Here is a 25,497-nt window from a genome sequence, read left to right as displayed (position 1 = left end):
TGGGGCATGTGCCGCCTTGATCTAGGTCAATGTCGTCGCAGGCGGAGATTGAGGCAGGTCAAGGCGTCTCGAGTGGCCGACTCCTACACTTTTCCCAAGCGAAGAACCGAGAGATACCCAAATGGCTTACAAGTCGATACTTGCGGTCGTGACCACCGCCGATCTCGATCGTTCCGCTCTGGAAGGCGCGATCGCGCTGACCCAGGCGCAGGATGGGCACCTGGAGATCCTGGCGCTCGGAATCGACCATTCCACGCCCGGCTACTATTATGCCGGAACCAACGCGCTCATCGAGCAGGCGACACTCGAACGTGCCCGCGAGGAGGCCGCCGAGATCGAAGCCGCGGTGCGCGAGCGGCTCAAGGGGCGGCAATGCCGCTGGGCCAGCGACTCCGCATTGGCACAGATCGGCACGATCCAGACACTGGTCGGCAACCGGTCCCGGTTCTGCGATCTTGTCGTTTTGCCCAAGCCCTATGGCGAGGACAGGGGCGTGGCCGAGGAGGCGGTGCTGGAGGCGGCGCTCTTCGCCGGAAACGTGCCGGTTCTGGTTCTGCCGGAGGGCACCGTGCTCAAGCGACCGGAGAAGGTGGTGCTGGCTTGGAACCAGAGCGCCGAGGCGCTCGACGCGATCCGCGCCGCGTTGCCACTGCTGCAACAGGCGTCCCAGGCGAATATCGTCATCATCGACCCGCCGCGCCACGGCCCCGACCGATCCGATCCGGGCGGAATGCTGAGCCAGATGCTGTCCCGCCACGGCGTGCGCGCCGAGATCTCGGTCATCGCCGGCACCATGCCGCGCACCGCGGACGTTCTTGCGCGCCACTGCGACGACCAGCAGGCCGACCTCCTCGTCATGGGCGCCTACGGCCATTCGCGCTTCCGCGAGGCAATCATGGGTGGCGCGACCCGCGACATGCTTGAGGCGGCCAAGATCCCTGTCTTCATGAGCCACTGAGGCGCACGGGAACCGGCTACAAGGCGGCACGGTCTCCGTGCCGTCCACCTTGTCTACTGTAGTTCGGGAAAGTCGATCGGGGTTGGCCCGTCAGACCGGCATCCCGCCGTCGCAATCGTCGCCGGTCTCCAGCATCAGCCGGTCAAAGTCGGGCACCGAGATATGCCGCTTGCCGGCCAGTTCGATCACGCCCTCGCGCTTGAGCGCCGAAACCTGCCGGCTCACCGTCTCGAGCGTCAGCCCGAGATAGTCCGCCATCGCCTCGCGGGTCAGCGGCAGGTCGAATTCCAGCGAACCGCCGGTCTTGGCAAGATTCAGCGTGGCGTCGCGCCGTGCGATGATCGTCAGGAGCGAGGCAATCTTTTCCCGCGCGGTCTTGCGCCCCAGCAGCAGCATCCATTCGCGCGCCGCGTCGAGCTCGTCCAGCGTCATCTCCAGCAGACGCTGCGAAATGTGCGGGGTCGTGCGCATCAACTCCTCGAAGGGTCGGCGGCGGAAGCAACACATCGTCACCTCGGTGGTCGCTGTCACGTCGTAGGTCGCCATCTCGCGCCCCGGCCGGCCCATGAAATCCGACGGCAGCAGCAGGCCCACCATCTGGGTGCGCCCGTCCTCGAGCGTCTGGCTGAGCGTGGCAATACCGCTGACCACCGAGGCCACGAAATCGAGCCGGTCGCCGGTCCATGCGATGGTCTGGCCGGCCTCGAAGGTACGATAGTATTTGACCTCTTCGAGCTGCGCGAGTTCGTCGGGTTCGCAGCGCGCGCAGACCGCTCGATGCCTGATCGGGCAATCCCGGCAATCCACATGTGTGAGTTCAAGTTCCTGCATTTCCGTCCGCGCGCGCCCACTTGATTTCAATCAAAGTCCTCCCGACGCCCTGCCCCTATCTGTATTCCCATGGAAACCGTATCGCAACTCGCGAAGCTCGGGCTCTTCGACGCCCGGGTGCCACGCTACACAAGCTATCCGACTGCACCGCATTTCAACAGCGCCGTCGGGTCGTCCCATTTCTCGGATTGGGTGGCAGCCCTGCCGCCCGACTCGGAGGTGTCACTATATATACATATTCCGTTTTGTAGAAGGCTTTGCTGGTTCTGCGCCTGCAGGACGCAGGGGACTGCAACTCTGTCGCCGGTGGCCGGCTATCTCGAGACGCTGAAAGCCGAGATCGACATGTTTGCCGCCGTACTGCCGAGCGGCGTCAAATTGTCCGCCCTGCACTGGGGCGGCGGCACACCTACCTTGCTGTCCCCGGAGATGATGACGGACCTCGCCGATTCGGTGTTCCGCGCGGTTCCGCTGGCAGAAGGCGGCGAGTTCTCTGTCGAGATCGACCCCAACGAGATCGACGACGCCCGCCTGGACGCTCTGGCTGCGGCCGGCATGACACGCGCCTCGATCGGGGTGCAGGATTTTGACCCCGATATCCAGAAGGTGATCGGCCGCGAGCAGGGCTTCGAGATTACTCAGGCGGCGGTGGACGGCATCCGCGACCGCGGCGTCAAGAGCCTCAACACCGACATCCTCTATGGCCTGCCGCATCAGAGCCGCGCGAAGATCACCGACTCTGTGCAGAAACTTCTCTCGCTCTCGCCCGACCGCGTGGCGCTCTATGGCTATGCCCACGTCCCCTGGATGGCGCGGCGGCAGACGCTGATTCCGTCTGATGCGCTGCCCACGCCCGAGGAACGGCTGCATCTCTTCGATACCGCCCGGCGGCTCTTCCTCTGGGACGGCTACGATGAGATCGGCATCGACCATTTTGCCGCCAAGGGCGATTCGATGGCCATCGCCGCCCGCGACGGCACGCTCCGCCGGAACTTCCAGGGCTATACCGTGGACCCGGCGCCAGCGCTGATCGGCCTTGGCGCTTCTGCGATCTCGCGCTTCCCGCAAGGCTACGCGCAGAACATCTCCGGCACCGGGGAGTACGCCAAGGCGATTCAGGAGGGTCGCTTCGCCACCGGACGCGGCCATGCCTTTGCCGGCGAGGACCTCGCGCGGGCCCGGATGATCGAGACGCTGATGTGCAGCTTCCGCATCCACCGCGCGGAGATCGAACGCGATTTCGGCGCGAGGCCGGACTTCGTTTCGGACCTCTTCGCCTCGGCAAAGCTGCGATTTGGCGAGTTCGTCGAGATTACGCCCGCGGGCTTCGAGATCACGCCGGCCGGCCGTCCCCTTACCCGCATGATCGCGAAAGCCTTCGACGCCTACGAAATGGCGAAGACGGGGCACAGCTCGGCGATCTGACCAGCCGGACAACGGCGCCGCGCTTTCCGTCCGGGTGGACTCAGCCCGCCGCGGACGCATCCTTGAGGTTGAACGCCGCGGCGATGAGTTCCCGCGTATACGCCGTCTTCGGCGCGGCGAATACCTCCTGCGCGGTGCCGCTTTCCAGGATATCGCCCTGCTTCATGACGATGACCTTGTGGCTCAGCGCCCGCACCACCCTCAGGTCATGGCTGATGAAGAGATAGGCCAGCCCGTGCTTCGCCTGCAGTCGACGGAGCAGTTCCACGATCTGCACCTGCACCGTCATGTCGAGCGCCGAGGTCGGCTCGTCGAGCACCACCAGGCGCGGTTCGAGGATCATCGCCCGGGCGATGGCGATCCGCTGTCGCTGCCCGCCCGAGAATTCGTGCGGATAGCGATGCATCGTCGTCGGGTCGAGCCCGACCTCCGTCATGATGTCGGCGACCATCTGTCGGCGCGACCGCCCGCGGTCGAGCTTGTGGACACCGAGCCCCTCGGCGATGATCTGCTCGACATTCATGCGCGGGCTGAGGCTGCCATATGGGTCCTGGAAGACGATCTGCATATGCTGCCGCAGGCCCCGCAAGGCCCGCTGCGGCTTGTTCTGAACGTTCTCGCCCATGAAGATCACCGGCCCTTCGCTGGCGATGAGCCGCATCACGGCCAGCGCCAGCGTGGTTTTCCCGGACCCGGATTCGCCGACGATCCCCAGCGTCTCGCCCGCGCGCACGCTAAAGCTCGCGTCGTTTACTGCTTTCACATGCCCCACCGTGCGCCGCAAGAAGCCGCGCTGGATCGGGAACCAGATCCGCAGGTTGTCGGTGGACACCACGACCTCCGGATCGCCCACAACCGGGTCCATGACCCCTTTGGGCTCTGCTGCGAGAAGCTTCTTGGTGTAGTCATGCCGCGGAGAGGCAAAGATCTCTTCCGTGGGGCCGGTCTCGACGATCTCCCCGTCCTTCATCACGCAGACCCGGTCTGCGATGGCCCGCACGATGCCGAGATCGTGGGTGATGAACAGGAGGCTCATCTTCTCGGAGCGCTTCAACTCCGCCAGCAACTCAAGGATCTGCGCCTGGATCGTTACGTCGAGCGCCGTGGTCGGCTCGTCGGCAATGAGCAGATCCGGCCCGTTGGCGAGCGCCATGGCGATCATCACCCGCTGCCGCTGCCCGCCGGAGAGCTGGTGCGGATAGGCACCGAGCCGGCTCTCCGGATCCCGGATCCCGACCTTGTGCAGAAGTTCCAGCACCCGCGCCCGCGCCGGCTCGCCCACGAGGCCCTGGTGCAGAGTGATTGACTCGACAAGCTGCCGCTCGAGCGTGTGCAAAGGGTTCAGTGAGGTCATCGGCTCCTGGAAGATGAAGCTGATGTCATTGCCGCGCACGTCGCGCAGCACATCCTCGGGCGCGCCGATCATCTCGCGGCCCTTGTAATCGATCGACCCCGAGACCTTTGCGTTGTCGCCCAGAAGCGAGACCGTCGACAGCGCCGTCACCGACTTGCCGGAGCCCGACTCGCCCACCAGCGCCACGGTCTCGCCCTCCGCGACCTCGAAGGAAACGCCCGTCACCGCCGGCATGTCCCGCCCGTCCTGCCGGAAGGAGACACGCAGATCGCGCACCCTCAGGAGCCGACGCCCGCTCATCGCGTCGCCCTCCCGCATTCTTCTGCTCCCAAGCATCCTTGGGGCGCGGGGCGCAGACAGCCCCCCTCCACCCTCTCCGCCCGGGCGCTCATTGGAAGGTCTTCCTTGGATCGAAGGCGTCCCGCACACCCTCGAAGATGAAGACCAGCAGCGACAACATGATGGCGAAGACAAAGAAGGCGGTGAAGCCGAGCCAGGGCGCCTGCAGGTTCTGCTTGGCCTGCAGAGTCAGTTCACCCAGCGAGGGAGCCGACGAGGGCAGGCCGAAGCCGAGGAAGTCGAGCGAGGCCAGCGTGCCGATGGTCGCGGTGACGATGAAGGGCAGCATCGTCACGGTCGCCACCATGGCGTTGGGCAGCATGTGGCGGAACATGATCTTCCAGTTGGAGACGCCGAGCGCCTTAGCTGCGCGGACATATTCGAGGTTGCGCGCCCGCAGGAACTCCGCACGCACGACGCCCACGAGCGCCGGCCACCCGAAGAGCACGGTGAGAAACACCAGGAGCCAGAAGCTTCGCCCCAGGATCGCGAACATTATGATGATGATGTAAAGCTGCGGCGTCGAGGTCCAGATTTCGATGAAGCGCTGGAAGAACAGGTCGATCCAACCACCGAAGAAGCCCTGCACCGCGCCGGCGATGATGCCGACGACCGAGGCCGAAACCGTGACGATCAGCGTGAAGAGGATCGAGAGCCGGAAGCCGTAGATCACACGCGCCAGCACGTCGCGCGTCGCGTCGTCGGTGCCGAGCCAGTGCTCGGAATCAGGCGGCGAGGGCGCGGGCTGGCCGAGCGTGTTGGGCGTGTTGTAGCTGTAGGGCACTGGCGGCCAGAGCATCCAGCCGCGGACGACCTGCTCTCCGGCGATCTCGGACGCCCCGGCCTCGACCTGGGTGATGACGTCCTCGGGATAGTCGAAGCAGTCGAGAATGCCGCCAGAGATGATCAGACATTGCACCTCGACGTCGCGATAGACCGCCTCGGTCGGAAAATCGCCGCCGAACGCCGTCTCCGGATAGAAATTCCGGATCGGGAAATAGTAGTCACCCCGGTAATTCACCAGGATCGGTTTGTCGTTGGCGATGAACTCGGCAAAGAGCGAGGTCACAAAGAGCACCGCGAAGACCAGTAGCGACCAGAAGGCGCGCCGGTTGCGCTTGAAATTCCGCCAGCGGCGCTGGTTGAGCGGCGAAAGGCGGAAGAGACCGCGGCGGGTCTGGGGGATATCGCTCATCTCACACCCGCCGGCTTTCGAAGTCGATCCGTGGATCGACAAGGACATACATCAGGTCCGAGACGATGCCGATCACAAGGCCGATCAGCCCGAAGACGTAAAGCGTGCCGAAGACCACCGGGTAATCGCGCGCCACCGCCGCCTCGAAGCCGAGCCGCCCGAGCCCGTCCAGCGAGAAGATCGTCTCGATGATGATCGAGGCGCCGAAGAAGACCGACAGGAAGGCCGCCGGGAAGCCGGCGATGACGATCAGCATGGCGTTGCGGAAGACGTGTCCATAGAGGACCCTGCTCTCGCTCAGCCCCTTGGCCTTGGCAGTGATGACATATTGCTTCTTGATCTCGTCGAGGAATGAATTCTTCGTCAGCAGCGTCAGCGTGGCGAAGCTGGAGATCGTCGAGGCCAGCACCGGCAGTGTGATGTGCCAGAAATAGTCGCCGATCTTGGCCGGCCAAGAGAGGTTTTCCCATCCGTCCGAGACGAGGCCGCGGAGCGGGAAGATCTGCCAGTAGGAGCCCCCCGCGAAGAGAACCAGAAGCAGGATGGCAAAGAGGAACCCCGGGATCGCGTAGGCAACGATGATGAAGCCGGACGTCCAGGTGTCGAAGGAGGTGCCGTCGCGGACTGCCTTGCGGATACCAAGCGGGATCGAGACGATATAGGCGATGAGCGTCGACCAGAGGCCGAGGGTGATCGATACGGGCATCTTTTCGATCACCAGATCCACGACCGAGATCGAGCGGAAATAGCTCTCTCCGAAATCGAAACGCAGGTAATTACCCATGAGGATGGCGAAGCGTTCGACGATGCCGATGGATTCCTTCTCGCAGGACGGATCGTCGAGCGTCGGCGTGCCCTCGAAACCCTCGGCACAGGTGATCCGGGCAAAGCCCATGTCGATTTCGAGCTCGTCGAGGAAATCCTGCGGCAGGCCGCGTGCGCCGAGATAGCGCTCGTCCGCGCCCTCGCCGCCACCTCCGCCACCGGCGTCGGCGCCACCGGCGATGCCCTGGAAAACATCGCCCTCACCCTGGACCTGGGCAATGATCTGTTCGATCGGCCCGCCGGGGACGAATTGCGTCAGAACGAAGTTGATCAGCATGATCCCGAACAGCGTCGGAATGATCAGCAGCAACCGCCGGAGGATATAGGCGCCCATTCGAGGTGTTCTGCCCGCTCGTTCGTTATCGCAGCACGCCGGCTGCCTTCAGCCGTTCAGCCTTTTCGGCATTGTACCACCAGAAATCCATATTGCCGAGCGCATAGGGCGGCAGCGGGTCGGGATGCTCGTAGATGTCGAAATAGGCCACCGTGTGCTTGTCCTTGTACCATTGCGGCACCCAGAAGCGTTCGGCGCGCAGCACCCGGTCGAGCGCGCGCACGCCATTTTCCAGATCTTCCTGGGTCTCGGCGGCGATGATCGTGTTTATCAGGCTGTCGACAGCCTCGGATTTCAGCCCCATCGAGTTGAAGACCGAGCTGTCCGCGGTCTCCGAGCCGAAATACTGCTTCAGCCCGGCGCCGGGGATGTAGCCCATCGGGAACTGGTCGGTCATGATGTCGAAATCGTAGCTGCGCTCGCGATTGGTGGCCTCGGCCTGATCGACCCGGTTGTGAACGGCGTCGATACCAGCACGGCGCAGGTTCTCGACATAGGGGTTGATGACGCGGTCGAAAGTCTGGCTGTCGTTGAGGAATTCCACCTTCAACGTCTTGCCGTCCTTGTAGCGCATGCCGTCATCGCCAACTTCCCAGCCGGCCTCGTCAAGCAGCGCCAACGCCTTGCGCAGGTTCCCCCGGTCGAGCTGGCGGTCGCCCGAGACCGGCGCCATGACCGGTTCGCTGTCGAGAACACCTTCGGGCAGCTTGTCCGCGAGTGGTTCCAGCAACGCCAGTTCCGCCTCCGAGGGAAGGCCGGTCGCGGCGAGGTCGGAATTCTCCCAGAAGGAGTTGATCCGCTCGTAGATGCCGTAAAAGAGCTGCTCGTTGGACCATTCGAAGTTGAACAGGAGCCCGATCGCCTCGCGCACCCTGGGATCCTGGAACTGCGGCCGGCGCAGGTTCATCACGAAGCTCTGGCCGGTGGCGATGGTGCCGTCGTTGAGCTCGGCCTTGATGACATAGCCGTCCGTCACCGCCGGGAAATCGTAGCTCGTGGCCCAGTTCTTCGAGCTGGCCTCGTTCCGGAAGAGGTAAGTGCCGCCTTTGAAGCCCTCGAGCGCGACGTTGTAGTCGGCGAAATACTCCAGCCGCAATGTCTCGAAATTGTGCCGGCCCTTGTTAAGCGGCAGGTCCTTGCCCCAGTAGTCCGGGTTGCGGCGATAGACCGACCGCTTACCGACATCGAGCTGTTCGGCGACATAGGGGCCCGAGCCGAGGAAGGGCGTCATCGAGTTCTCTTCGAGGTCGAGCCCGTTGGCCTCGTAATGCGCCTTGGAGAACACCGGCAGGCCGCCCACCGTCTGGATCAGGTCGCGCTTGGGCTGGTCCTCGGGGAAGACGAAGCGGATGCGACGCTCGTCGAGCACTTCGGCGCTCTCGACCTGGGTCTGCAAGACAGCACGGAAGCTCGGGAGACCCTTGTCGCGAAAGAGTTCGTAGGAAAAGAAGACGTCCTCGGCCGTGAGCGGCGAGCCGTCCGAGAAGCGGGCCTCGGGCCTGAGCGTGAAGATCACCTCGCTACGGTCTTCGGGATATTCGATTGTCTCGGCCAGAAGCCCATATTCGGCGCCGATCTCGTCGGCGGTGGCCTCCAGCAGGCTCTCATAGGGCGCGGAAGCGAGACGGTCGGCACGGCCCTTGATCGTGTAGGGGTTCATCGAATCATAGCCGCCGAACGCCCAGACCGACATCTCTCCGCCCTTCGGTGCGTCTGGATTCACATAGTCGAGATGCGGAAAATCGGCCGGGTATTTCAACTCTCCCGGAAAGGTCGAGATCCCGTGCGACGTGATCCAGCCCTCCGGCGCCGCTTCGGCGATTGTCCCTGCGGCAAGCAGGGCGACTGCTGAGATCATGGCGCACACGCGCATCCGGCACGTCGGGGACGGCAGCGAGTTCGTCATCGGGGCTCCTTCTGGCGGCAGGACCTTGCTTTCCGCCACAAGCTAGAGAGCGTCGCGTCGTGGAACAAGGCGAGATTCCGTGAGCCGGCGTGATCGTTCGGTGCAGCGGGGAGGGTCCGGGATGCCGGGCCCGAGGTGCTAGCTGCGCCGGTTCACCAGCTGGGAGTAATCCGGCAAGTTGGGCTGAAGCCGGACGGCCTCGGCATAAGCCGCCTCGAGTTCCTCGGCCGCGGTCTCGTAATCGACCAGCAACAACTCGTCTCCCGGCACGATACGCTCGCCCGGAGTGCCACGCAGACGCAGGATCTCCGTCTGGATCGCCTGAACCGCCATCACCAGCGTCCATCCACTCACGTCGGGCATCAGCTCGGCCTCATTTCAGGGAATGCTCCGTCATCTCGCAAGTTCGATCTGCCGCACCACCGCGTTCCGGGCAAGGTGATCGAGCGCCGCCTTGAAGGCCTCGAGCGACATCCGCGTCAGCGGCACGATGACATGGCGCCGCCCCTGCAACGAACCGGGCAGGTTGCTGGTGATGTGCCGGCTGCGCTCGATCTTGAGCGATTCCGGCAGCACCGTCCCCTCTGGAAGCTCGAAATACCGCCAGCCGGCATAGCCGAACCAGCCGACGACATCGAAGAGAACCGTCCCGCCGTCGATGTCGACCATGGCGTCGTCCTGCATGCTGAAGACCGTCATCTCCGCCCTGCGGGTCCACTCCCGCCCGAATCGGTCAAAATGGGTCGATGCCTCGGTGCGCGGATAGAGAACGCCCTCCACCGGCGCTTCGGAGTCCGGGTCCGCCGTCGGGTCGACCGCAATGAAAGTTCCGTCAATGATCGCCCGATACAAGTTCTTACTGGTCTGTGTCACGTGAGCGCCCCCGCCCTGCTATGCCCGAAAGGCTATACATTTCTATAAGATGTGGTCAACGGGACCATTCGCACGAGGTGTCGAAGGCGCCGCCCACATCCGCAATACAAGAGAGTCCATTGAAAATTCCCTGTGGGCCTATCCTAACGCCGCCTTTCGAAACAAAAAAGACCCTCCGGCACGCGGTGCCGGAGGGTCTTCTATTCTCGTATCAGCAGCCAGTCCGGTTCAGCCGCCCGGGTTCTGCAGGAAGGCGATGATGTCGGCGCGGTCCTCAACCTTCTTGAAACCCGCGAAGGACATCTTGTTGCCCGGCGCGAAACCCTTCGGATCCGCGAGATACTGGTTGAGATGCTCCGGCGTCCAGACATCGACCACTTTCGCGAGCGCCCCGGAATATCCGGCGAAGCTGTCGACGGCCTCGACCGGACGGCCGACCACCTGGTAGAGCGACGGACCGGTCGCGTTCGCGCCTTCCTCGAGCTTGTGGCAGGCTTGGCACTTCTTGTAGAGGTTTGCGCCCTTGCCCGGATCGGCATTGGCAAGAAGAGTCTCGAAATCGACCTCCTCCACTGCCTCTGCTCCCGCTTCATCACCGCCGTCGCCAGTATCGATAAGATAGGCCTGGGCATGTTCCCCGGAGGCGCCGTGTCCGCCGCCCATGCTGTAGATGCCGCTGCCGGCCCAGCCAGCGAGGAGGAAAATCAGCAGCGATCCGCAGATCGCGCCGACGGCCTTGGTGAGTGTCATCGTGTCGAACATGTCGCATCCCGCTCATTGAACGTTTCGCGCATCTATCATGGTTCCCCCCCTTCCGTGCAAGGTGAAGTTTGCCCGTGCTGCCGCCAATTCGTCGCATCTTCTTGAATATGTTCCCGAGACAGACATGACCGACCGACCGCGTATCGCCTTCCAGGGAGAGCTCGGCGCCTACTCGCACCAGGCTTGCCACGACGCCCGTCCTGACTACGACCCGCTGCCCTGCCACACCTTCGAGGAGACCATCGAGGCGGTTCAGGACGGCACGGCGGAACTGGCGATGCTGCCCGTCGAGAACACCACATACGGCCGCGTGGCCGACATTCACCGGCTGCTGCCGGAAAGCGGGTTGCATATCGTCGACGAAGCGTTCGTCCGTGTGCACATCTCGCTGATGGCGCTTCCGGGCGTCCATCTCGACGAGATCGAACTGGTGCGCGCGCATCTCGTGTTGCTGCCACAATCACGCGGCTTCCTCGACCAACTCGGCATTCGCGGCGAGGCGGCGGCCGATTCGGCTGGCGCGGCGGCCGACATCGCAGCACGCGGGCTGAGGAATGTCGGCGCGCTCGCCTCCGACCTCGCAGCCGAGACCTACGGCCTCTCGATCCTCGCCCGCCATATCGAGGACCAGGAGCACAACACGACGCGCTTTCTCATCATGTCGCGAGAGCCGAACATGGGACGGCGCGGCGACGCCGGAATGATGACCACCTTCGTCTTCCGCGTCCGCAACATACCCGCGGCGCTCTACAAGGCGATGGGGGGATTCGCCACAAACGGTGTGAACATGACCAAGCTCGAGAGCTACATGGTCGACGGCTCCTTCACTGCGACCCAGTTTTATGCCGATATCGAGGGCCATCCCGAGGACCTGCCGGTGAAGCTGGCGCTCGAAGAGCTCGACTACTTCACAGACCGCCTCGACATTCTGGGCGTCTACCCGGCCGATCCGCGGCGTCACTGAGGACCGGGACCGGAACTGTCGCCGGCACCACTTCGGGCTCGTCATCCGGCGCGTCGCCGGCACCGAGAAGCCAGGAGGAGGCGCCGATGATGAGCGCCGCTCCCAGCCAGAGGCTGCCCGGCGGGACGAAGCCGAAAATCACCGCGCCGAGGGCCACGTTGAAGAGTAGCTTCAAAGTATCGAAGGGCTGAAGGTAGGCAGCGTCGGCATGGCTGTAGGCCCGCGCAACGGCGTATTGAGCGAGCGCCGTCACGAGCCCGGCGGCCAGCAGCAGCAGACCCGACGCACCGAAATCGAGGCCAAAGCCGACGCCCCAGGCAGCGGCGGCGTTGAAGGGCGTCAGCAGCAGCAGCAGATATACGGTCAGCGATTCCGGCGATTCACTCTGTGTCAGCCGCTTGGTGACCAGCGAATGCGCCGCCCAGAGAGCCGCCGCGCCCACAGGCAGCAGCGCATGCCAGGTGAAAGCGTCGGACCAAGGCGCGAGGATGATCATACCGCCGGTCACACCGACTCCCAGGGCGATCCAGCGCCGCAGGCTCGCGCGCTCCCCGAGAACGGTGACCGCACCGAGGGTGACGAAGATCGGAGAAAGCAGGATCAGCGCGATGGCCTGCCAGATCGGAACATGTGCAAGCCCCGCCACCCAGAGCTGCACCCCCGCCGCCGCCAGGGCAACCCGCAACAGGTGCCAGTGCGGTGCGCGGCTGCGCAGCCCACCGAGCCCTTGGGCGTAAAGCCAGGGAAGCGAGACAAGGAGTGCCACGAGATACTGCCAGAAGGCGAGCCGGGCCGGGGCGATCCCATGCACCATGGCTCCATACTGGACGATGGCATTCGCCGCGGCAAAAAGCGCGCCTGCGGCGATCATGAAGAAGGCCCCGGCGGCGGCCGGGCCCATGCGTGCAAAAATGCGAGTCATGGCGTTGTCCTTTCCCTTACGCACACGACTCAGGGACAGGACAAGGACGCCGGCCGCGCATACCGGCCCGCGCTTGCCCGTTCTCTTTCATCCGGACTGTAACCGTCGGCCCCGGCCTCGCACCGGATCTGCTGACCCTCCCCCGAAAGGAGAGGCGCTCGCGGGCTCGCGGGACAGGCCCGCATACCGCCGGTGGGGAGTTCCACCCCGCCCTGAGAACAAGACGGCCCGATCGGCCGCGCCCGGACTCTAGCCGGACCCTGCCGGGGAGACAAACCGAAACAGCTCCGGAGAGCGTGCATCCACGCAGGGCCGATATGCGGCCACGTCACCCCGCAATCAGGCCCGGAGCGCCGCGCCCATCGCCGCAGCGGCCCGCTGGATCTCCGCCTCTCCGAAACCGGCGAACCCGAGGACGAGTCCCTGCGCCGTGGGCTCGCCGGCGAAGAAGCCCGAGAGCGGACGCGCCCGCACTCCCGCCGCCACACATCGCCCTGAGGCGGCCACGTCATCCATCCGTGCGGCAAACTCCGGCGCGAACCGGGCGACGAGGTGCATTCCCGAAGGCGCCTCCTCCGCCTCGAGCAGGCCTGCGCAGCTTTCTGCAAGAGCCGCGAGCAGAACTCTCTGTCGACCTGCATAGAGGCGTCGCATGCGCCGCAGATGCGTCGCGAAATGCCCCTCGGCGATGAATCGTGCCAGCGCCGGCTGGGCGACGATCCCTGCCTGCGCGCCACGCTTTTGCATCGCTTGCCGCATCGATGCTTCCAGCGCGGGCGGAACCACGAGAAATCCCAGCCGCAGCCCGGGGAACATGACCTTGGTGAAGCTACCGGCGTAGAGGACCCGCCCCGCCTCGTCGAGGCTCATCATCGCGGGCAACGGCTGGCCGCGGAAACGGTATTCGCCATCGTAATCATCCTCGATCACCCAGCTGCCCGTGTCGGCCGCCCAGGCCAGCAGGCCGAGTCGCCGCGCCAGCGGCAGGGTCATCCCAAGCGGAAAATGCCGCGACGGGGTTACCACCACCGCGCGGGTCTCTGAACCGAGCGCTTCCGGATCGAGGCCCTCGGCATCGACGCGCTGCGAGACGACCCCGAGCCCGGCGGCGGCGAGCGCCCTTCGCAGCGGGCCATGGCCCGGTTCCTCGACCGCCACAGACTGACCTGGCGAGAGAAGAGCCGCGGCGACCAGCGCCACCGATTCACCGAGACCCGACGTGACGATGACCTGCGCCGGTGCGCAGGCGATCCCCCGCCAGTCGCTCAGGTGCTGCGCAATCGCCACGCGCAACGGCGACCAGCCCAGTGGATCGGGCGGCGCAAGCAACCCGGGTTCCGGGTCACGCCAGGCCTGTTCGAGCAGCCGCGCCCAGAGCCGGTGCGGGAACCCGGCGAGATCCGCGGCACCGGTGTCGAACGGGCGAAAAGGCGCGGGTGTGGGCGGCGGCGGCCCCCCGTCCCGGCGCGCGGGTGGCCGCGGCAGGCCCGCAAGGTCGGGGGCGACGAACATCCCCGCGCCGCGCCGACCGATCACATAGCCCTCGCCGACGAGCTGGTCATAGGCAGTCACCACGGTCAGCCGCGAGATGGAGAGTTCGGCGGCCAGCGCCCGGCTGGCCGGAAGGCGATCCCCCGAGACCAGCCTCCCCTCCTGCACCAACCGGCGGATCGCACCACAGAGCTGGGCCTGGAGCGGCTGTGCCAACTGCCGGTCGAGGGTCAGCGCCAGCCAGGGCGCATCGGAATTGGACTTGTTCATTTTCCGGATTGTGGACATTTCGCAAGGCCACTGGAAGCCCTATCCCGGCGTTGGAACACAAGATTGCCGGATTGACGAGATGCCCAAGGACCACCACGCCCGCCCCACCGACCGCAGCCGCCTGCGCCGCACCCACGAGCGCGGCGCCTATGACCGCGAGTCGCTCTATGCCGTGCTCGACGCCCAACCGCTCTGCACCATCGGATATGTGATCGACGGAAAGCCCTTCGCCACGCCGACGCTGCAATGGCGCGAGGGCAACCACGTCTACTGGCACGGCTCGTCAGCGAGCCGGATGCTGAAGGCGTCGCGCGGGAAGGAGGTCTGCCTGACGGTGAGCTGCCTCGACGGTTGGGTCCTCGCCCGGTCGGCGATGCACCATTCGGTCAATTTCCGCTCGGCGCTGCTCTTCGGCACACCGTTCCAAGTCGAGGCGCCCGAGGACAAGACGGCGCGCCTGCGGACAATGATGGAAAGGCTTTTTCCCGGCCGATGGGAGATGCTCCGGGCGATGACCGAGCAGGAGCTCAAGGCGACTATGGTCCTCGGCATGGACATCGACGAGGGCGCGGCGAAGGTCCGTTCCGGGCCGCCGAAAGACGACGAGGCCGACTATGTGCTGCCGATCTGGGCCGGAGTGATCCCGGTCCGGAGCATCACCCTGCCGCCCCTGCCGGACCCGCGCAATCTCGAGGGTGTCGCGATGCCCGCACATGTCTCCGAGATCGGCAAGGATCGCTTGGAGACGTAGACCTGCGATCGCTCCGAAAGTCGCCAAGGGACGGATCGGGACGGCCGGAGCGAGGCGTCGCGCCTCGCCTGCCTCACTCCAGCCGATCCGCGAGCCAGTTGTCGAGCAGGAAGCGCGCAATCGCACCGGGCCGCGCCGGCAGGAGCCCGGGCAGGTCGCCGGCCTGCGCCGCGAGCATCTCCTCGCGGCTCATCCACCGGGCGTCCTCGATCTCCTTGGGGTCGATGGTGATTTCGCGCCCGAGCGCGCGACTATGGCAGCCGAGCATCAGCGAGGCCGGAAATGGCCAGGGCTGGGAGGCAAGATAGGACACCGGACCGACCCGCACGCCGGCCTCCTCGAAGACCTCGCGCCGCACCGCGGCCTCGACCGTCTCGCCCGGCTCGACAAACCCCGCAAGCAGCGAATACATCCCCTCCGGCCATTGCGGCGAACGCCCCATAAGGACGGAATTTCCATGCGTTATCAGCATGATGACGACCGGGTCTGTGCGCGGAAAATGGCTTGCGCCGCAGGCCGGGCAATCGCGCTGCCAGCCGGCCTGCGCCGGCGCGCTTTCGGCACCGCAGCGGGCGCAGAAGCGATGCGCACGGTGCCATTCGATGAGCGCGCGGGCGGTCGCCGCAAGCTCCGCGTGGATCGGCGAAAGCTGCGTCATGATCCGCCGAAGCTCGGCGAAGCGCGCGTTGTCCGGCGCGCCCGGGAAACGCTGTTCGCTCGGATCGAGGAAAGCCCCCAGCGTGGCGGTGTCGACATCCTCCGGTTCCCAGCCGGAGATATCGGCGGCAAACCACGGAGTCTCTCCGTCCAGCCCGAGAAAGACCGGCGCCATGGTGGCATGCGCAAGGCATGCATGCCCCGGCGCGACCGGCGCGAGCGCCAGCGGCGTCTCCCCGGCGACCTGCGGCTTGCCACGCCAGAGCGGCAGCACCCTCGCCCGCGGATCGGCCAGCAGCCGCGCCTGTTCGGACGCCTCGCAACGGCGAAAGGCGGCCCGGTCGATCCCGCCGCCGCCGAATGTCACCTGCTCCGCCGTTCGCATGCCTGCCTCCATAGCCTGCGCGCCTCATGGCATGCCGCTCCGGTCAAGACAATTGCCAGACGCGCCAATTCCGGACAGTCTGATCCGGGACCACCGACCGGCTTCATCCTGCTGTGACCTGCCGGCGCTACTGCGAATTCACCTTGCTGATCGAAAGGCTTTCCAATGTCACCCAAGTCACCGCTTCACCTCTCCCGCCGTGGATTCGTTGCCACAGGATTCGCCGGCGCGTCGATGATCGCGCTGCATCCGTTCTCCGCCCGCGCCGCCGGAAACCAGGCGCATCTCAGAATCCTCGAGACGACCGACCTGCATGTCCACGTCTTCCCCTACGACTATTATGGTGACCGGCCGGTCGACACGGTGGGCTTGTCGCGCACCGCCTCGATTATCAACGACATCCGCGCCGAGGCGACGAATTCCCTGACGCTCGACAACGGCGACTTTCTTCAGGGCAACCCGATGGGCGATTACATCGCCTACGAACGCGGCATGAAGGACGGCGACATGCACCCCATCATCGCCGCAATGAACACCGTCGGATTCGATGCCTCCACGCTCGGCAACCACGAATTCAACTACGGGCTCGATTTCCTGATGAAATCCCTCGCAGGCGCCGATTTCCCGGTGGTCTGCGCCAATATCGCGAAGCAGACGGGCGCCGAGCCGACCAAGGACGTCACGCTGCTCAAGCCCTATGTCATCCTCGACCGCGAGATCGAAATGGGCGACGGGACAAAGGCGCCGATCCGCGTCGGTGTCATCGGCTTCGTGCCGCCGCAGGTGATGACTTGGGACCGCCCGAAACTCGAGGGGAATGTACAGGCGCGCGACATCGTTGCTTCCGCCGAGGCCTACGTGCCTCAGATGCTTGAGGAAGGTTGTGACATCATCGTCGCGCTCAGCCATTCCGGCATCGGGTCGGCCGACCGCACGGACGGCATGGAGAATGCCTCCGTCCCGCTCGCGGAAGTGAACGGCATCGACGCGCTGATGACGGGGCACAACCACCTTGTCTTCCCGTCGCCCGATTTTGCCGATCACGCCGCTGTGGATGTCGAGGCCGGCACGATCCATGGCAAGCCGGCCGTCATGGGCGGCTTCTGGGGCTCGCATATGGGCCTGGTCGACCTGATGCTGGAGCGTGACGGCAACGAATGGCGCGTGGTCAGTTTCACCACCGAGGCGCGCCCGATCTACAAGCGCAACGAGGACCGTTCGATCACCGCCCTGGTCGAGGACGACCCGAAGGTGCTTGCCTCGGCGCAGGCCGAACATGACGCGACCCTGTCCTATGTCCGCCGTGCCGTAGGCAAGACGGATGCGCCGCTGTATTCCTATTTCGCGCTGGTCGCAGATGACCCCTCGGTCCAGATCGTCTCGAATGCCCAGGTCTGGTACATGAAGCAGATGCTCGAGGGCACCGATTATGCCGACCTGCCGCTGCTCTCGGCGGCGGCGCCGTTCAAGGCCGGCGGCCGCGGCGGACCGGAATACTTCACCGACGTGCCGGTGGGGGATGTCGCCATCAAGAACGTGGCCGACCTTTACCTCTACCCGAACACCGTCCGCGCGGTGAAGGTGAGCGGCGCCCAGCTCAAGGGCTGGTTGGAACGCTCGGCGGGCATGTTCAACCAGATCGAGCCGGGCGCGCAGGACGCGATCCTGCTCAACCCGGATTTCCCGTCTTACAACTTCGACGTGATCGACGGGGTCGAGTATCAGATCGATCTCTCCCAACCCTCCCGCTTCGGCCCGAAGGGTGAGGAAATGAACCCGGAGGCGAGCCGTATCGTCAACCTGACCTACCAGGGTGCGCCGGTGACAGACGACATGGAGTTCGTCGTCGCAACCAACAATTACCGCGCCAGCGGCGGCGGCTCCTTCCCGGGCGCGATGGGCGACACGGTCATCTTCGAGGCGCCGGACACCAACCGCGACGTGATCGTCCGCTACATCGTCGAGCAAGGCACGATCAGCCCGACGGCCGACGCGAACTGGTCCTTCGCGCCGATGGAGGGCACCACGGTGCTGTTCGAAACCGGACCGAAGGCGGAAGACCACATCGCCGACGTCAAGGCGGTCAAAATCGAGCCCGCTGGCGAGGGGAAAGACGGCTTCGCGGCCTATCGCATCACGCTCTGATCCTCGCGTTCAGGGTCAGTTCAGGCGAGGTGTCAACCCGCCTCGCCTGACTGGCATACCGCGCGTAACATCAGCCACGAGACCGAAGGCAGGGGCAGTCGCCATGCAGCGACTGCCCGGATCTCCGGCATAGTCGCCCATTTTTCGCGCAAACGCCCCAATTGCGAGCAGCGCGCGGACACTCTCCGCGCCGCCTGCTCCCGAAGATCGGGATTTGCCCCCAGTGTCCCGGCAGAAAACATCGAGGAGAGTCACGTGTTCCACCGAACCATCACAGCCATATCCATGGCCGTAGCATTCAGTGCCGGCCTCGCCCAGGCGCAGACGACCAAGCTCCCCTTCGCACTCGACTGGAAGTTCGAAGGACCCTCGGCGGCCTATTTCGCCGCGATCGACAACGGCCATTTTGCCGATGCCGGCCTCGAGGTCGAAGTGACCGCCGGACAGGGTTCGCTCGACGCCATTCCGAAGGTTGCCACCGGCGCCTTCCCGGTGGGCTTCGCCGACATCAACTCGCTCGTCAAGTTCCTCGACCAGAACCCCGGCGCACCTGTCACCGCCGTGATGATGATCTACGACAAGCCGCCCTTCGCCATCGTCGGACGGAAGTCGCTCGGCGTCGAGGCACCGAATGATCTCGAGGGCAAAGTGCTTGGCGCACCGCCCCCCGACGGCGCCTGGGCACAGTTCCCGGCCTTCGCCGAGGCTGCCGGGATCGACCCGACGACGATCACCGTCGAGCCGGTCGGCTTCCCGACCCGCGAGCCGATGCTGGCGGAGGGCAAGGTCGCCGCGATCACCGGCTTTTCCTTCTCCTCTTTCCTGAACCTCGTTCGCCTGGGCGTGCCGGAAGAGGACATTTCGGTCATCCTGATGGCCGATCACGGGCTCGCGCTCTATGGCAACGCGATCATCGTCAACACCGACTACGCCGCCGAGCATCCCGACGAGATCAAGGGCTTTCTCGCGGCGATCGCCGCCGGATGGCAGGATGTCATCGCAGATCCGGCAATGGGCGCTGCGGCCGTGATCGCGCGGAACCCGGCCGCCGATGCGGCGCTGGAACAGCGCCGGCTCGAGCTTTCCATCGCCGACAACGTGCTCACCGACTACGTTAAGGAGAACGGTTTCGGCGGCATCGACCCGGCCCGGATGAAGACGGCCGTCGAGCAACTCGGCATGAACTACGAGTTCCAGAACGCGCCCGACGCGTCGCTCTACTTCGACGGGTCCTTCCTCCCCGAGGGGCTTTTCGAACTGAAGTGATGCTCACGGCCCGCCACACGGCGGGCCGGCTTTCCGCCTTCGGCGGAGCACCATAACGACGAAGACCCCGAGGCAGGCCATGGGCGACGCACCGCTGATCGACATCAAGCATGTCAGCCACACGTTCCGGACCAAGAGCGGGCCGCTCCAGGTGCTGGACGGTTTGAATCTCGCAGTCGAGGAGGGCGGCTTCTGCGCCGTCGTCGGGCCATCTGGCTGCGGAAAGTCCACGCTGACCCGGCTGGTGGCGGGCTTGATGATCCCGGACGAGGGCGAGGTCTGGCTGCATGGTCAGAGGGTGAAAACGCCGCGGTCCACGGTTGGCATGGCCTTCCAGAACCCGGTGATGCTGGAGTGGCGGACGATCCTGCAAAACGTCATGCTGCCGATGGAAATCGTGCCGACGAAAACCACGAAGAAGCAGCAGGAGGAGAGGGCGCGATATCTTCTGGCGCTTGTCGGCCTCGAAGGCTTCGAGGACAAACGGCCCTCCGAGCTTTCGGGCGGCATGCGCCAGCGGGCTTCGCTCTGCCGCGCGCTGGTTCATCAGCCGGACGTGTTGATCCTCGACGAGCCTTTCGGTGCGCTCGACGCCTTCACTCGCGAAGATCTCTGGCAAACCATGCACCAGGTGAAGGAGAAGGAGCCCTTCACGGGCCTCCTCATCACCCACGACCTGCGCGAGTCGATCTTCCTCGCCGACCAGGTCGTGGTGCTCTCGGGTCGGCCGGCGCATGCGCAATACGTTCTCGACGTGCCGATGTCCGGCCCGCGCGACCTCGACCATCTCTACACTCACGAGGCGGCCGAAATGCTCACCATCCTGCGCCACCAGATCGAAATCGCCCAGGGCCGTGCGCCCGCCGGCAGCCCCGCGGAGCCCGCATGAATCTCGTCCACAAGGTCGTCGTCCCCGCGGCCGCCCTCCTCCTGTTCCTCGTTCTCTGGGAAGCGCTCGTCTGGGTCATGGGCTGGCCGAACTACAAGATGGCGTCGCCCTCCGACATCTGGCCGGCCTATGTCAAATATGCCGACTTGTTCCTCATAAATTCCTGGCAGACGCTCTGGCGCACGGTCGCCGGGCTCGCCCTCGCCATCGTCTTCGGCACAGCGCTCGGCATGGTCATGGGCTTCAGCAGGATCGCCCGCGAGGGGCTCTACCCGTTGCTGGTTGGCTTCAACGCCATCCCCAAGGCGACCGTGGTCCCCATCGTCGCGCTGATGTTCGTCGGCGCGCATGACTTCAACACAGTGCTCATCGCCTTCATGATCTCGTTCTTCCCGATCGCCGTTTCGGTCTCCATCGGCCTGTCGACGCTCGAGCCCGAATACCGCGACATCCTCGCGGCGCTCGGCGCCTCAAAGGTCACGATCTTCTGGAAGATCGCGCTGCCCAAGACTCTCCCGGAATTCTTCGGCGCACTGAAGGTCGCGGTGACACTGGCCTTCATCGGCACCAACCTGATGGAGATCGTCTCGCCGCATGGTCGCGGCCTCGGTGCGCTCTTCGATTCGGGCAAGACCAATTCCGACTACCCGCTGATGTTCGCGGTGCTTATCGCCCTCGCGGCTCTCGGCATCTTGCTCTATTACGTGGTCATCGCATTGGAAAAAGCGCTGGCCGGCTGGGCTGTGCGCGACTGAGGAGCGCTAGATGGGGAGCCCCCCGCTGATCGTGTTCACCGATCTCGACGGCACCTTGCTGGACCATGCGACCTATAGCTTTGCGCCTGCCCGGCCCGCGCTCGACCGCCTTGCAGCGTTGGAGATTCCGCTGATCCTGGCGTCCTCCAAGACCTCCGTGGAGATCGCCGAGATCCAGAAGAAGGTCGGCTGCACCGCCTGTCCGGCGATTGTCGAGAACGGCGCCGGCATTCTCGACCCGGATCCGAAAGCGACCGCTGATGCCGGCACCTATGTGAGCCTCCTCGCTGCGATCAATGAGACCTCTCCCTATCTGCGCGCCCTTTTCGAAGGGTTCCACGACCTCGGGCCGCACGGCATCGCTCAGGCGACCGGCCTTCCGCCGGAGGAGGCGCGCCTCGCTGGCCAGCGCCAGTTCTCCGAACCGGGTCTCTTCTATGGCGGCCCGGGCGAGCTTCGGGAGTTTCTCCGCGCGCTCGGCAAGCTCGATATCCAGGGGCGGCGCGGCGGGCGCTTTCTGACACTGTCCTTCGGCGGCACCAAGGCCGACCGGATGGACGAGATCGCCGCCCGCTATGGAAACCCGCCCTGGCTCGCCCTCGGCGACGCGCCGAATGATGTCGAGATGCTGGAAGCCGCCGATCATGCGGTGATCGTGGCCAACCCGCACGGCGCCCCGCTGCAACCGCTGCCCGGCGAAGCGGCCGGTCTCATCCATCGCACGACGCGGCCTGGCCCCGAGGGCTGGAACGCCGCCGTCATTGATTTGCTCACAAAATTGAACCTCTGAGAGGATCTTCCATGGCCGACTTCCACCAGAACGGCAATATCGCCACGCTTCACAACCTGCGCACCACGACGACCGAGGCACTGACGCGCGAACTGGTCACGCTGTCGGGGTCGCGCAAGATCGCGCTCATCCTGCCCTCGCTCTATTCCGAGCTCGAGGGTCCGGCACTCGGAAATATCCTCGATGAGTTGAAGCAGGCGCCGTATCTTCACCGCATCGTCATCGGCCTCGACCGCGCCAACGAAAAGCAGTTCCGCCACGCGCGCGAGTTCTTTTCGGTCCTGCCACAGCACCATTCAGTGATCTGGAACGACGGGCCGCGGATGCTGGAGATCCAGGAGCGGCTGCGCAAGCTCGACCTCGCGCCGCGCGAGCCCGGCAAGGGCAAGAATGTCTGGACCTGCATCGGGTATCTCCTGGCTTGCCAGGACTGCTCCTCCGTCGCCATCCACGATTGCGACATTACCACCTATACGCGCGACATGCTGGCTCGCCTGGTCTATCCGGTGGCCAATCCGGCCTTCTCCTACCAGATGGCGAAGGGCTTCTATCCGCGCACCGACGGTTCCAAGCTCAACGGCCGCGTCTCGCGCCTGCTGGTTTCGCCGCTGCTGATCGCGCTCAAGCGGGTGGTCGGCGACCGGGACTACCTCGACTATCTCAGGAGCTTCCGCTACCCGCTCTCGGGCGAATTCGCGATGCGCGTCTCGGTGCTGCCGGACCTGCGCATCCCCTCCGACTGGGGCCTCGAGATCGGTGTGCTCTCGGAAGGCTGGCGGAACCTTGCTCCGAAATCGGTCTGCCAGGTCGAGATCGCCGACACCTACGACCACAAGCACCAGCCGCTCTCTGAGGAGGACGCCAGTGCCGGCCTCTCCCGGATGTCGGTCGATATCTGCAAGGCGGTCTACCGCAAGCTCGCGACAGACGGGACGGTGTTCTCGGAAGCCGTCTTCCGCTCGCTCAAGGCGACGTATTACCGTTCCGCCCTCGACCTGCTCGACTGCTACTACAACGACGCGCGCATGAACGGGCTCTCGATCGACCGCCACCAGGAAGAAGCCGCGATCGAGCTTTTTGCCCGCAACGTGGTGCTGGCCGGCCAGATCTTCCTCGACAATCCGGCCGAACCGCCCTCGATCCCGACTTGGAATCGCGTCCACGCGGCCGATCCGGACATCATGCAGGACATGCTCAAAGCGGTCGAGGAGGACGAGCGGGAATTCGGCTGATTCGGATGGCAACAATCGCCGAACTTAACGACAATCTTTGCTAGTTTGGCCGTATTGACCGCAATTCGGAAACATTTGCGCCGACAAGCACGGGACTTTCCTCCAGATAAGAAGACTGTCGCCACACTTCGGCCCATCTCCTTAACAGTCGTTACGTCAACTGCTATCATCCCTTTGGCGGCCTATGGGGGCAGATGATTGTGTCCGGACCGCCGTTTTTTTTGGAGGTGAAGCTATGAAAATGAAAATACTTTCTCGCACGGCCGCTGCGGTCGCCGTGCTTCTGGCGGCGGGAGTGTCGCAGGCTGCGACGATTACCGCTTCCAACGGCGGGTCGGTTATCGCGTCGCCTGCCACGGTTGGCGAGGACGATCCGACCAACAGAAGCATCGAAGCCTTCAACGAGATCGTGGGCTACACGCTGCTTGCCGACCTTGCCGTGGATGGTGGCGTGATTTCCGCCGGCACGATTGTGGACAGCCACATGATCTTCCTCAACACAGCGGGCAGTACCGATGTGACAGCGACGGCGACCTTCTCGTTCTCCGAACGGATCATCGGGATCATGAGCGAGACGAATGGCGCCAACATGTTCGCGTCGGATTCCTTTCTTGGCGGACCGGTCACCTATGTTGCCGGCGGAAACTATGGAAGCAATCGCGGCCTCGAAAACGCCGCAACGGATTTCGTGCAATTCGTCGATCTCTTCACGATCGATGTCGGCATGCGTGTGACCGAGCCGGGCGACTGGGTTCGGGTCGTCACCGTTTCGGCCGTTCCGCTCCCGGCAGGCATGCTTCTGCTGCCGACCGGCCTCGCTGGCCTGGCATTCATGCGTCGCCGCCGCAAGGCCGCCTGACACGGCGCATTTGGCTTCGAAGTCAGCCCCCCGGCGGAAACTCTCCGCCGGGGTTTTCTTTCCCAAGAGCCTCATCGACGATCCGACCGAACCGTCCAAGGTCCCCATCCGGACCTATGCCCACGCATGCCCCCCGCGGTCGATTCGAGCCATGATCCGGACATGCGAGTGGCGGCCGAAGGCGATGGCTGAGCTTTCGGCTGAACAAGGCCTCAGCATGTCCTGCTGTGCGCGAAACGGAATCATTCTTTTCCAGTCGACCAGACTGTTTACTCTAGATAAACAATCCTAGCGATCATGGCCGCTAGATGCAGTTTTTTGACGCCTTCGCGCCGCAGTCTCTTCACATTTCAAAAGATGACCGATAGGTTGTTAGCAATTGGTAATGAATGTGCGGTCGCGCCAACCTTTGTGGTGCAACCTATATGGGGAATGCATAGTATGACGAAGAGATTTGGACTTGTGATTGCGGCCGCCGCGTTTGCGGGCACCATGGCCAGCACGGCCGGAGCCATGACAGTCAATTTCGAAGACGAGGTGTTCGTCGGCGATGCGAAGAATGTCGGCACCAGCTTCAGCAATGGCGGCATTTCGTTTCTCGTCGCTTGATGGCTCGGACCTCATCCTCGTGAAGACAGGCGATCCGGTCGACGCGTTCGTGCCGAACGATACGCCGAAGTCGGGCGATTTGGGCCGCATTTTCCTGACCAGTGACTTCAAAGACGACAACATGACGAGCAACGTCCTGATGTCCTTCGGGTCGGCCGTCACATCCACCATGTTCGACATTGTCGATATCGATGGCCTGACCAACACCAACAACGCGGAAGTCTTCACGTTCGACTTCCTTCTGAACGGCGCCTCGGTCTTCACCAAGGTCGTTACAAGCGGCGACGCCGGAACTGGCGACGCAGTGGTGACGACGATCTCCTATTCCAGCCTGTTCGACGCGGTGGAGATCTCCAACGGCACCGTCGGAACGTCGACGCGTAACATCGGTTGGGGCCTGGACAACATCATGACCACGCCGGTGCCGTTGCCGGCTGGCGTCTGGCTGATGGGAACGGCCCTCGCGGGCTTCGGCGTGGCGTCACGCCGCCGCCGCAAGGCGTCCTGACCGAGCAGCCCATACGGGCGAAGACAAGGCAGCGACCCGACGGACATGTCCGTCGGGTTATTTGTATTGCCTGATCCCGCCATATTCATCGGGCGGGGCATCGAGCCGTGTTCGTGTCCTGATCTTGGGCTGATCTGATGTCGTTCGGGCTTTGGGTCGGAAAGTTTTCGCTCGGCTTGCCTGCGATGGAGCTTCGGACAGC

At 64.5% G+C, this 25,497-nt stretch carries 24 protein-coding genes and 1 riboswitch; of the genes, 13 read left to right on the top strand and 11 right to left on the bottom strand.

Going from position 1 to position 25,497, the window contains the following annotated elements:
- The first annotated feature begins 121 nt into the window (after positions 1 to 121).
- Positions 122 to 958 carry a universal stress protein gene (locus EU800_RS20280; RefSeq protein WP_129635167.1) on the top strand — a complete coding sequence of 279 codons (837 nt, stop codon included), beginning with the start codon at positions 122 to 124 and terminating at the stop codon, positions 956 to 958.
- Between the two features lie 90 nt (positions 959 to 1,048).
- Here EU800_RS20280 and fnrL read toward each other — a convergent pair whose 3' ends face one another.
- Positions 1,049 to 1,789 (bottom strand): transcriptional regulator FnrL, encoded by a 741-nt coding sequence (gene fnrL / locus EU800_RS20275; RefSeq protein ID WP_129635199.1) that lies wholly within the window; start codon positions 1,787 to 1,789, stop codon positions 1,049 to 1,051.
- A 69-nt stretch (positions 1,790 to 1,858) separates the two neighbouring features.
- Between fnrL and hemN the strand changes: the two genes are divergently transcribed.
- Positions 1,859 to 3,214 carry an oxygen-independent coproporphyrinogen III oxidase gene (gene hemN / locus EU800_RS20270; RefSeq protein ID WP_129635165.1) on the top strand — a complete coding sequence of 452 codons (1,356 nt, stop codon included), beginning with the start codon at positions 1,859 to 1,861 and terminating at the stop codon, positions 3,212 to 3,214.
- A gap of 40 nt (positions 3,215 to 3,254) precedes the next feature.
- On the opposite strand, the gene EU800_RS20265 is transcribed toward hemN, so the two are convergent.
- The 7 genes from EU800_RS20265 to EU800_RS20235 form a co-directional block, all read right to left on the bottom strand.
- Complete coding sequence (locus EU800_RS20265) at positions 3,255 to 4,886, bottom strand: ABC transporter ATP-binding protein (RefSeq protein WP_371685649.1); 1,632 nt, start codon at positions 4,884 to 4,886, stop codon at positions 3,255 to 3,257.
- 70 nt (positions 4,887 to 4,956) lie between these two features.
- Positions 4,957 to 6,102, bottom strand: a complete 1,146-nt coding sequence (locus tag EU800_RS20260; RefSeq protein WP_129635163.1) for an ABC transporter permease — start codon at positions 6,100 to 6,102, stop codon at positions 4,957 to 4,959.
- Position 6,103: 1 nt separating this feature from the next.
- Positions 6,104 to 7,261: a microcin C ABC transporter permease YejB gene (locus EU800_RS20255; RefSeq protein WP_129635161.1), complete on the bottom strand. Its 1,158-nt coding sequence runs from the start codon at positions 7,259 to 7,261 to the stop codon at positions 6,104 to 6,106.
- A 25-nt stretch (positions 7,262 to 7,286) separates the two neighbouring features.
- On the bottom strand, positions 7,287 to 9,167 hold the full coding sequence (locus tag EU800_RS20250; RefSeq protein ID WP_129635159.1) for an extracellular solute-binding protein: 1,881 nt from the start codon (positions 9,165 to 9,167) through the stop codon (positions 7,287 to 7,289).
- A gap of 138 nt (positions 9,168 to 9,305) precedes the next feature.
- A complete protein-coding gene (locus tag EU800_RS20245; RefSeq protein WP_129635158.1) occupies positions 9,306 to 9,530 on the bottom strand; it encodes a hypothetical protein in 225 nt (74 codons plus the stop codon).
- 30 nt (positions 9,531 to 9,560) lie between these two features.
- The gene (locus EU800_RS20240) at positions 9,561 to 10,040 is read right to left on the bottom strand and encodes a hypothetical protein (protein WP_129635156.1); all 480 of its coding nucleotides are present in this window, start codon (positions 10,038 to 10,040) and stop codon (positions 9,561 to 9,563) included.
- A gap of 228 nt (positions 10,041 to 10,268) precedes the next feature.
- Positions 10,269 to 10,802, bottom strand: coding sequence for a cytochrome c family protein (locus EU800_RS20235; protein ID WP_129635154.1), 534 nt, complete (start codon positions 10,800 to 10,802; stop codon positions 10,269 to 10,271).
- Between the two features lie 124 nt (positions 10,803 to 10,926).
- On the opposite strand from EU800_RS20235, the gene EU800_RS20230 reads away from it, so the two are divergent.
- A complete protein-coding gene (locus EU800_RS20230) occupies positions 10,927 to 11,766 on the top strand; it encodes a prephenate dehydratase (RefSeq protein WP_129635152.1) in 840 nt (279 codons plus the stop codon).
- Here EU800_RS20230 and EU800_RS20225 read toward each other — a convergent pair.
- On the bottom strand, positions 11,711 to 12,688 hold the full coding sequence (locus EU800_RS20225; protein WP_129635149.1) for a DMT family transporter: 978 nt from the start codon (positions 12,686 to 12,688) through the stop codon (positions 11,711 to 11,713). The two genes, EU800_RS20230 and EU800_RS20225, sit on opposite strands and share 56 nt — an antisense overlap.
- Positions 12,689 to 12,763: 75 nt before the next feature.
- Positions 12,764 to 12,912: riboswitch (FMN riboswitch) on the bottom strand.
- 115 nt (positions 12,913 to 13,027) lie between these two features.
- The gene (locus EU800_RS20220; protein WP_242500647.1) at positions 13,028 to 14,449 is read right to left on the bottom strand and encodes a PLP-dependent aminotransferase family protein; all 1,422 of its coding nucleotides are present in this window, start codon (positions 14,447 to 14,449) and stop codon (positions 13,028 to 13,030) included.
- A gap of 79 nt (positions 14,450 to 14,528) precedes the next feature.
- Here EU800_RS20220 and EU800_RS20215 point away from each other — a divergent pair, with 79 nt between their 5' ends.
- Positions 14,529 to 15,200 carry a pyridoxamine 5'-phosphate oxidase family protein gene (locus EU800_RS20215; protein WP_129635145.1) on the top strand — a complete coding sequence of 224 codons (672 nt, stop codon included), beginning with the start codon at positions 14,529 to 14,531 and terminating at the stop codon, positions 15,198 to 15,200.
- Between the two features lie 73 nt (positions 15,201 to 15,273).
- Here EU800_RS20215 and nudC read toward each other — a convergent pair whose 3' ends face one another.
- Positions 15,274 to 16,242, bottom strand: a complete 969-nt coding sequence (nudC, locus tag EU800_RS20210) for an NAD(+) diphosphatase (RefSeq protein WP_129635143.1) — start codon at positions 16,240 to 16,242, stop codon at positions 15,274 to 15,276.
- Between the two features lie 165 nt (positions 16,243 to 16,407).
- On the opposite strand from nudC, the gene EU800_RS20205 reads away from it, so the two are divergent.
- The 9 genes from EU800_RS20205 to EU800_RS20170 all read left to right on the top strand — a co-directional run bounded on the left by EU800_RS20205 (position 16,408) and on the right by EU800_RS20170 (position 25,295).
- Positions 16,408 to 18,387 carry a bifunctional 2',3'-cyclic-nucleotide 2'-phosphodiesterase/3'-nucleotidase gene (locus tag EU800_RS20205; RefSeq protein WP_129635141.1) on the top strand — a complete coding sequence of 660 codons (1,980 nt, stop codon included), beginning with the start codon at positions 16,408 to 16,410 and terminating at the stop codon, positions 18,385 to 18,387.
- Positions 18,388 to 18,672: 285 nt separating this feature from the next.
- Positions 18,673 to 19,653, top strand: coding sequence for an ABC transporter substrate-binding protein (locus EU800_RS20200; RefSeq protein WP_207209947.1), 981 nt, complete (start codon positions 18,673 to 18,675; stop codon positions 19,651 to 19,653).
- Between the two features lie 79 nt (positions 19,654 to 19,732).
- Positions 19,733 to 20,542 carry an ABC transporter ATP-binding protein gene (locus tag EU800_RS20195; protein WP_129635137.1) on the top strand — a complete coding sequence of 270 codons (810 nt, stop codon included), beginning with the start codon at positions 19,733 to 19,735 and terminating at the stop codon, positions 20,540 to 20,542.
- Positions 20,539 to 21,297 carry an ABC transporter permease gene (locus EU800_RS20190; RefSeq protein WP_129635135.1) on the top strand — a complete coding sequence of 253 codons (759 nt, stop codon included), beginning with the start codon at positions 20,539 to 20,541 and terminating at the stop codon, positions 21,295 to 21,297. The genes EU800_RS20195 and EU800_RS20190 overlap by 4 nt, the downstream gene beginning before the upstream one ends.
- A gap of 10 nt (positions 21,298 to 21,307) precedes the next feature.
- Complete coding sequence (locus tag EU800_RS20185; protein WP_129635132.1) at positions 21,308 to 22,087, top strand: mannosyl-3-phosphoglycerate phosphatase; 780 nt, start codon at positions 21,308 to 21,310, stop codon at positions 22,085 to 22,087.
- Between the two features lie 11 nt (positions 22,088 to 22,098).
- Positions 22,099 to 23,319: a glycosyl transferase gene (locus EU800_RS20180; protein ID WP_129635130.1), complete on the top strand. Its 1,221-nt coding sequence runs from the start codon at positions 22,099 to 22,101 to the stop codon at positions 23,317 to 23,319.
- A 241-nt stretch (positions 23,320 to 23,560) separates the two neighbouring features.
- A complete protein-coding gene (locus EU800_RS20175; protein WP_165354767.1) occupies positions 23,561 to 24,178 on the top strand; it encodes a VPLPA-CTERM sorting domain-containing protein in 618 nt (205 codons plus the stop codon).
- 441 nt (positions 24,179 to 24,619) lie between these two features.
- Positions 24,620 to 24,787: a hypothetical protein gene (locus tag EU800_RS26975; protein ID WP_165354766.1), complete on the top strand. Its 168-nt coding sequence runs from the start codon at positions 24,620 to 24,622 to the stop codon at positions 24,785 to 24,787.
- Complete coding sequence (locus EU800_RS20170) at positions 24,759 to 25,295, top strand: VPLPA-CTERM sorting domain-containing protein (RefSeq protein ID WP_165354765.1); 537 nt, start codon at positions 24,759 to 24,761, stop codon at positions 25,293 to 25,295. The genes EU800_RS26975 and EU800_RS20170 overlap by 29 nt, the downstream gene beginning before the upstream one ends.
- Positions 25,296 to 25,497: the final 202 nt, after the last annotated feature.

The sequence above is a fragment of the Tropicimonas sp. IMCC6043 genome, from assembly GCF_004146235.1.
Taxonomy (GTDB): domain Bacteria; phylum Pseudomonadota; class Alphaproteobacteria; order Rhodobacterales; family Rhodobacteraceae; genus Tropicimonas.
Note: the sequence above shows the minus strand (reverse complement) of the source record. Positions and strands in the feature narration are given on the sequence as shown.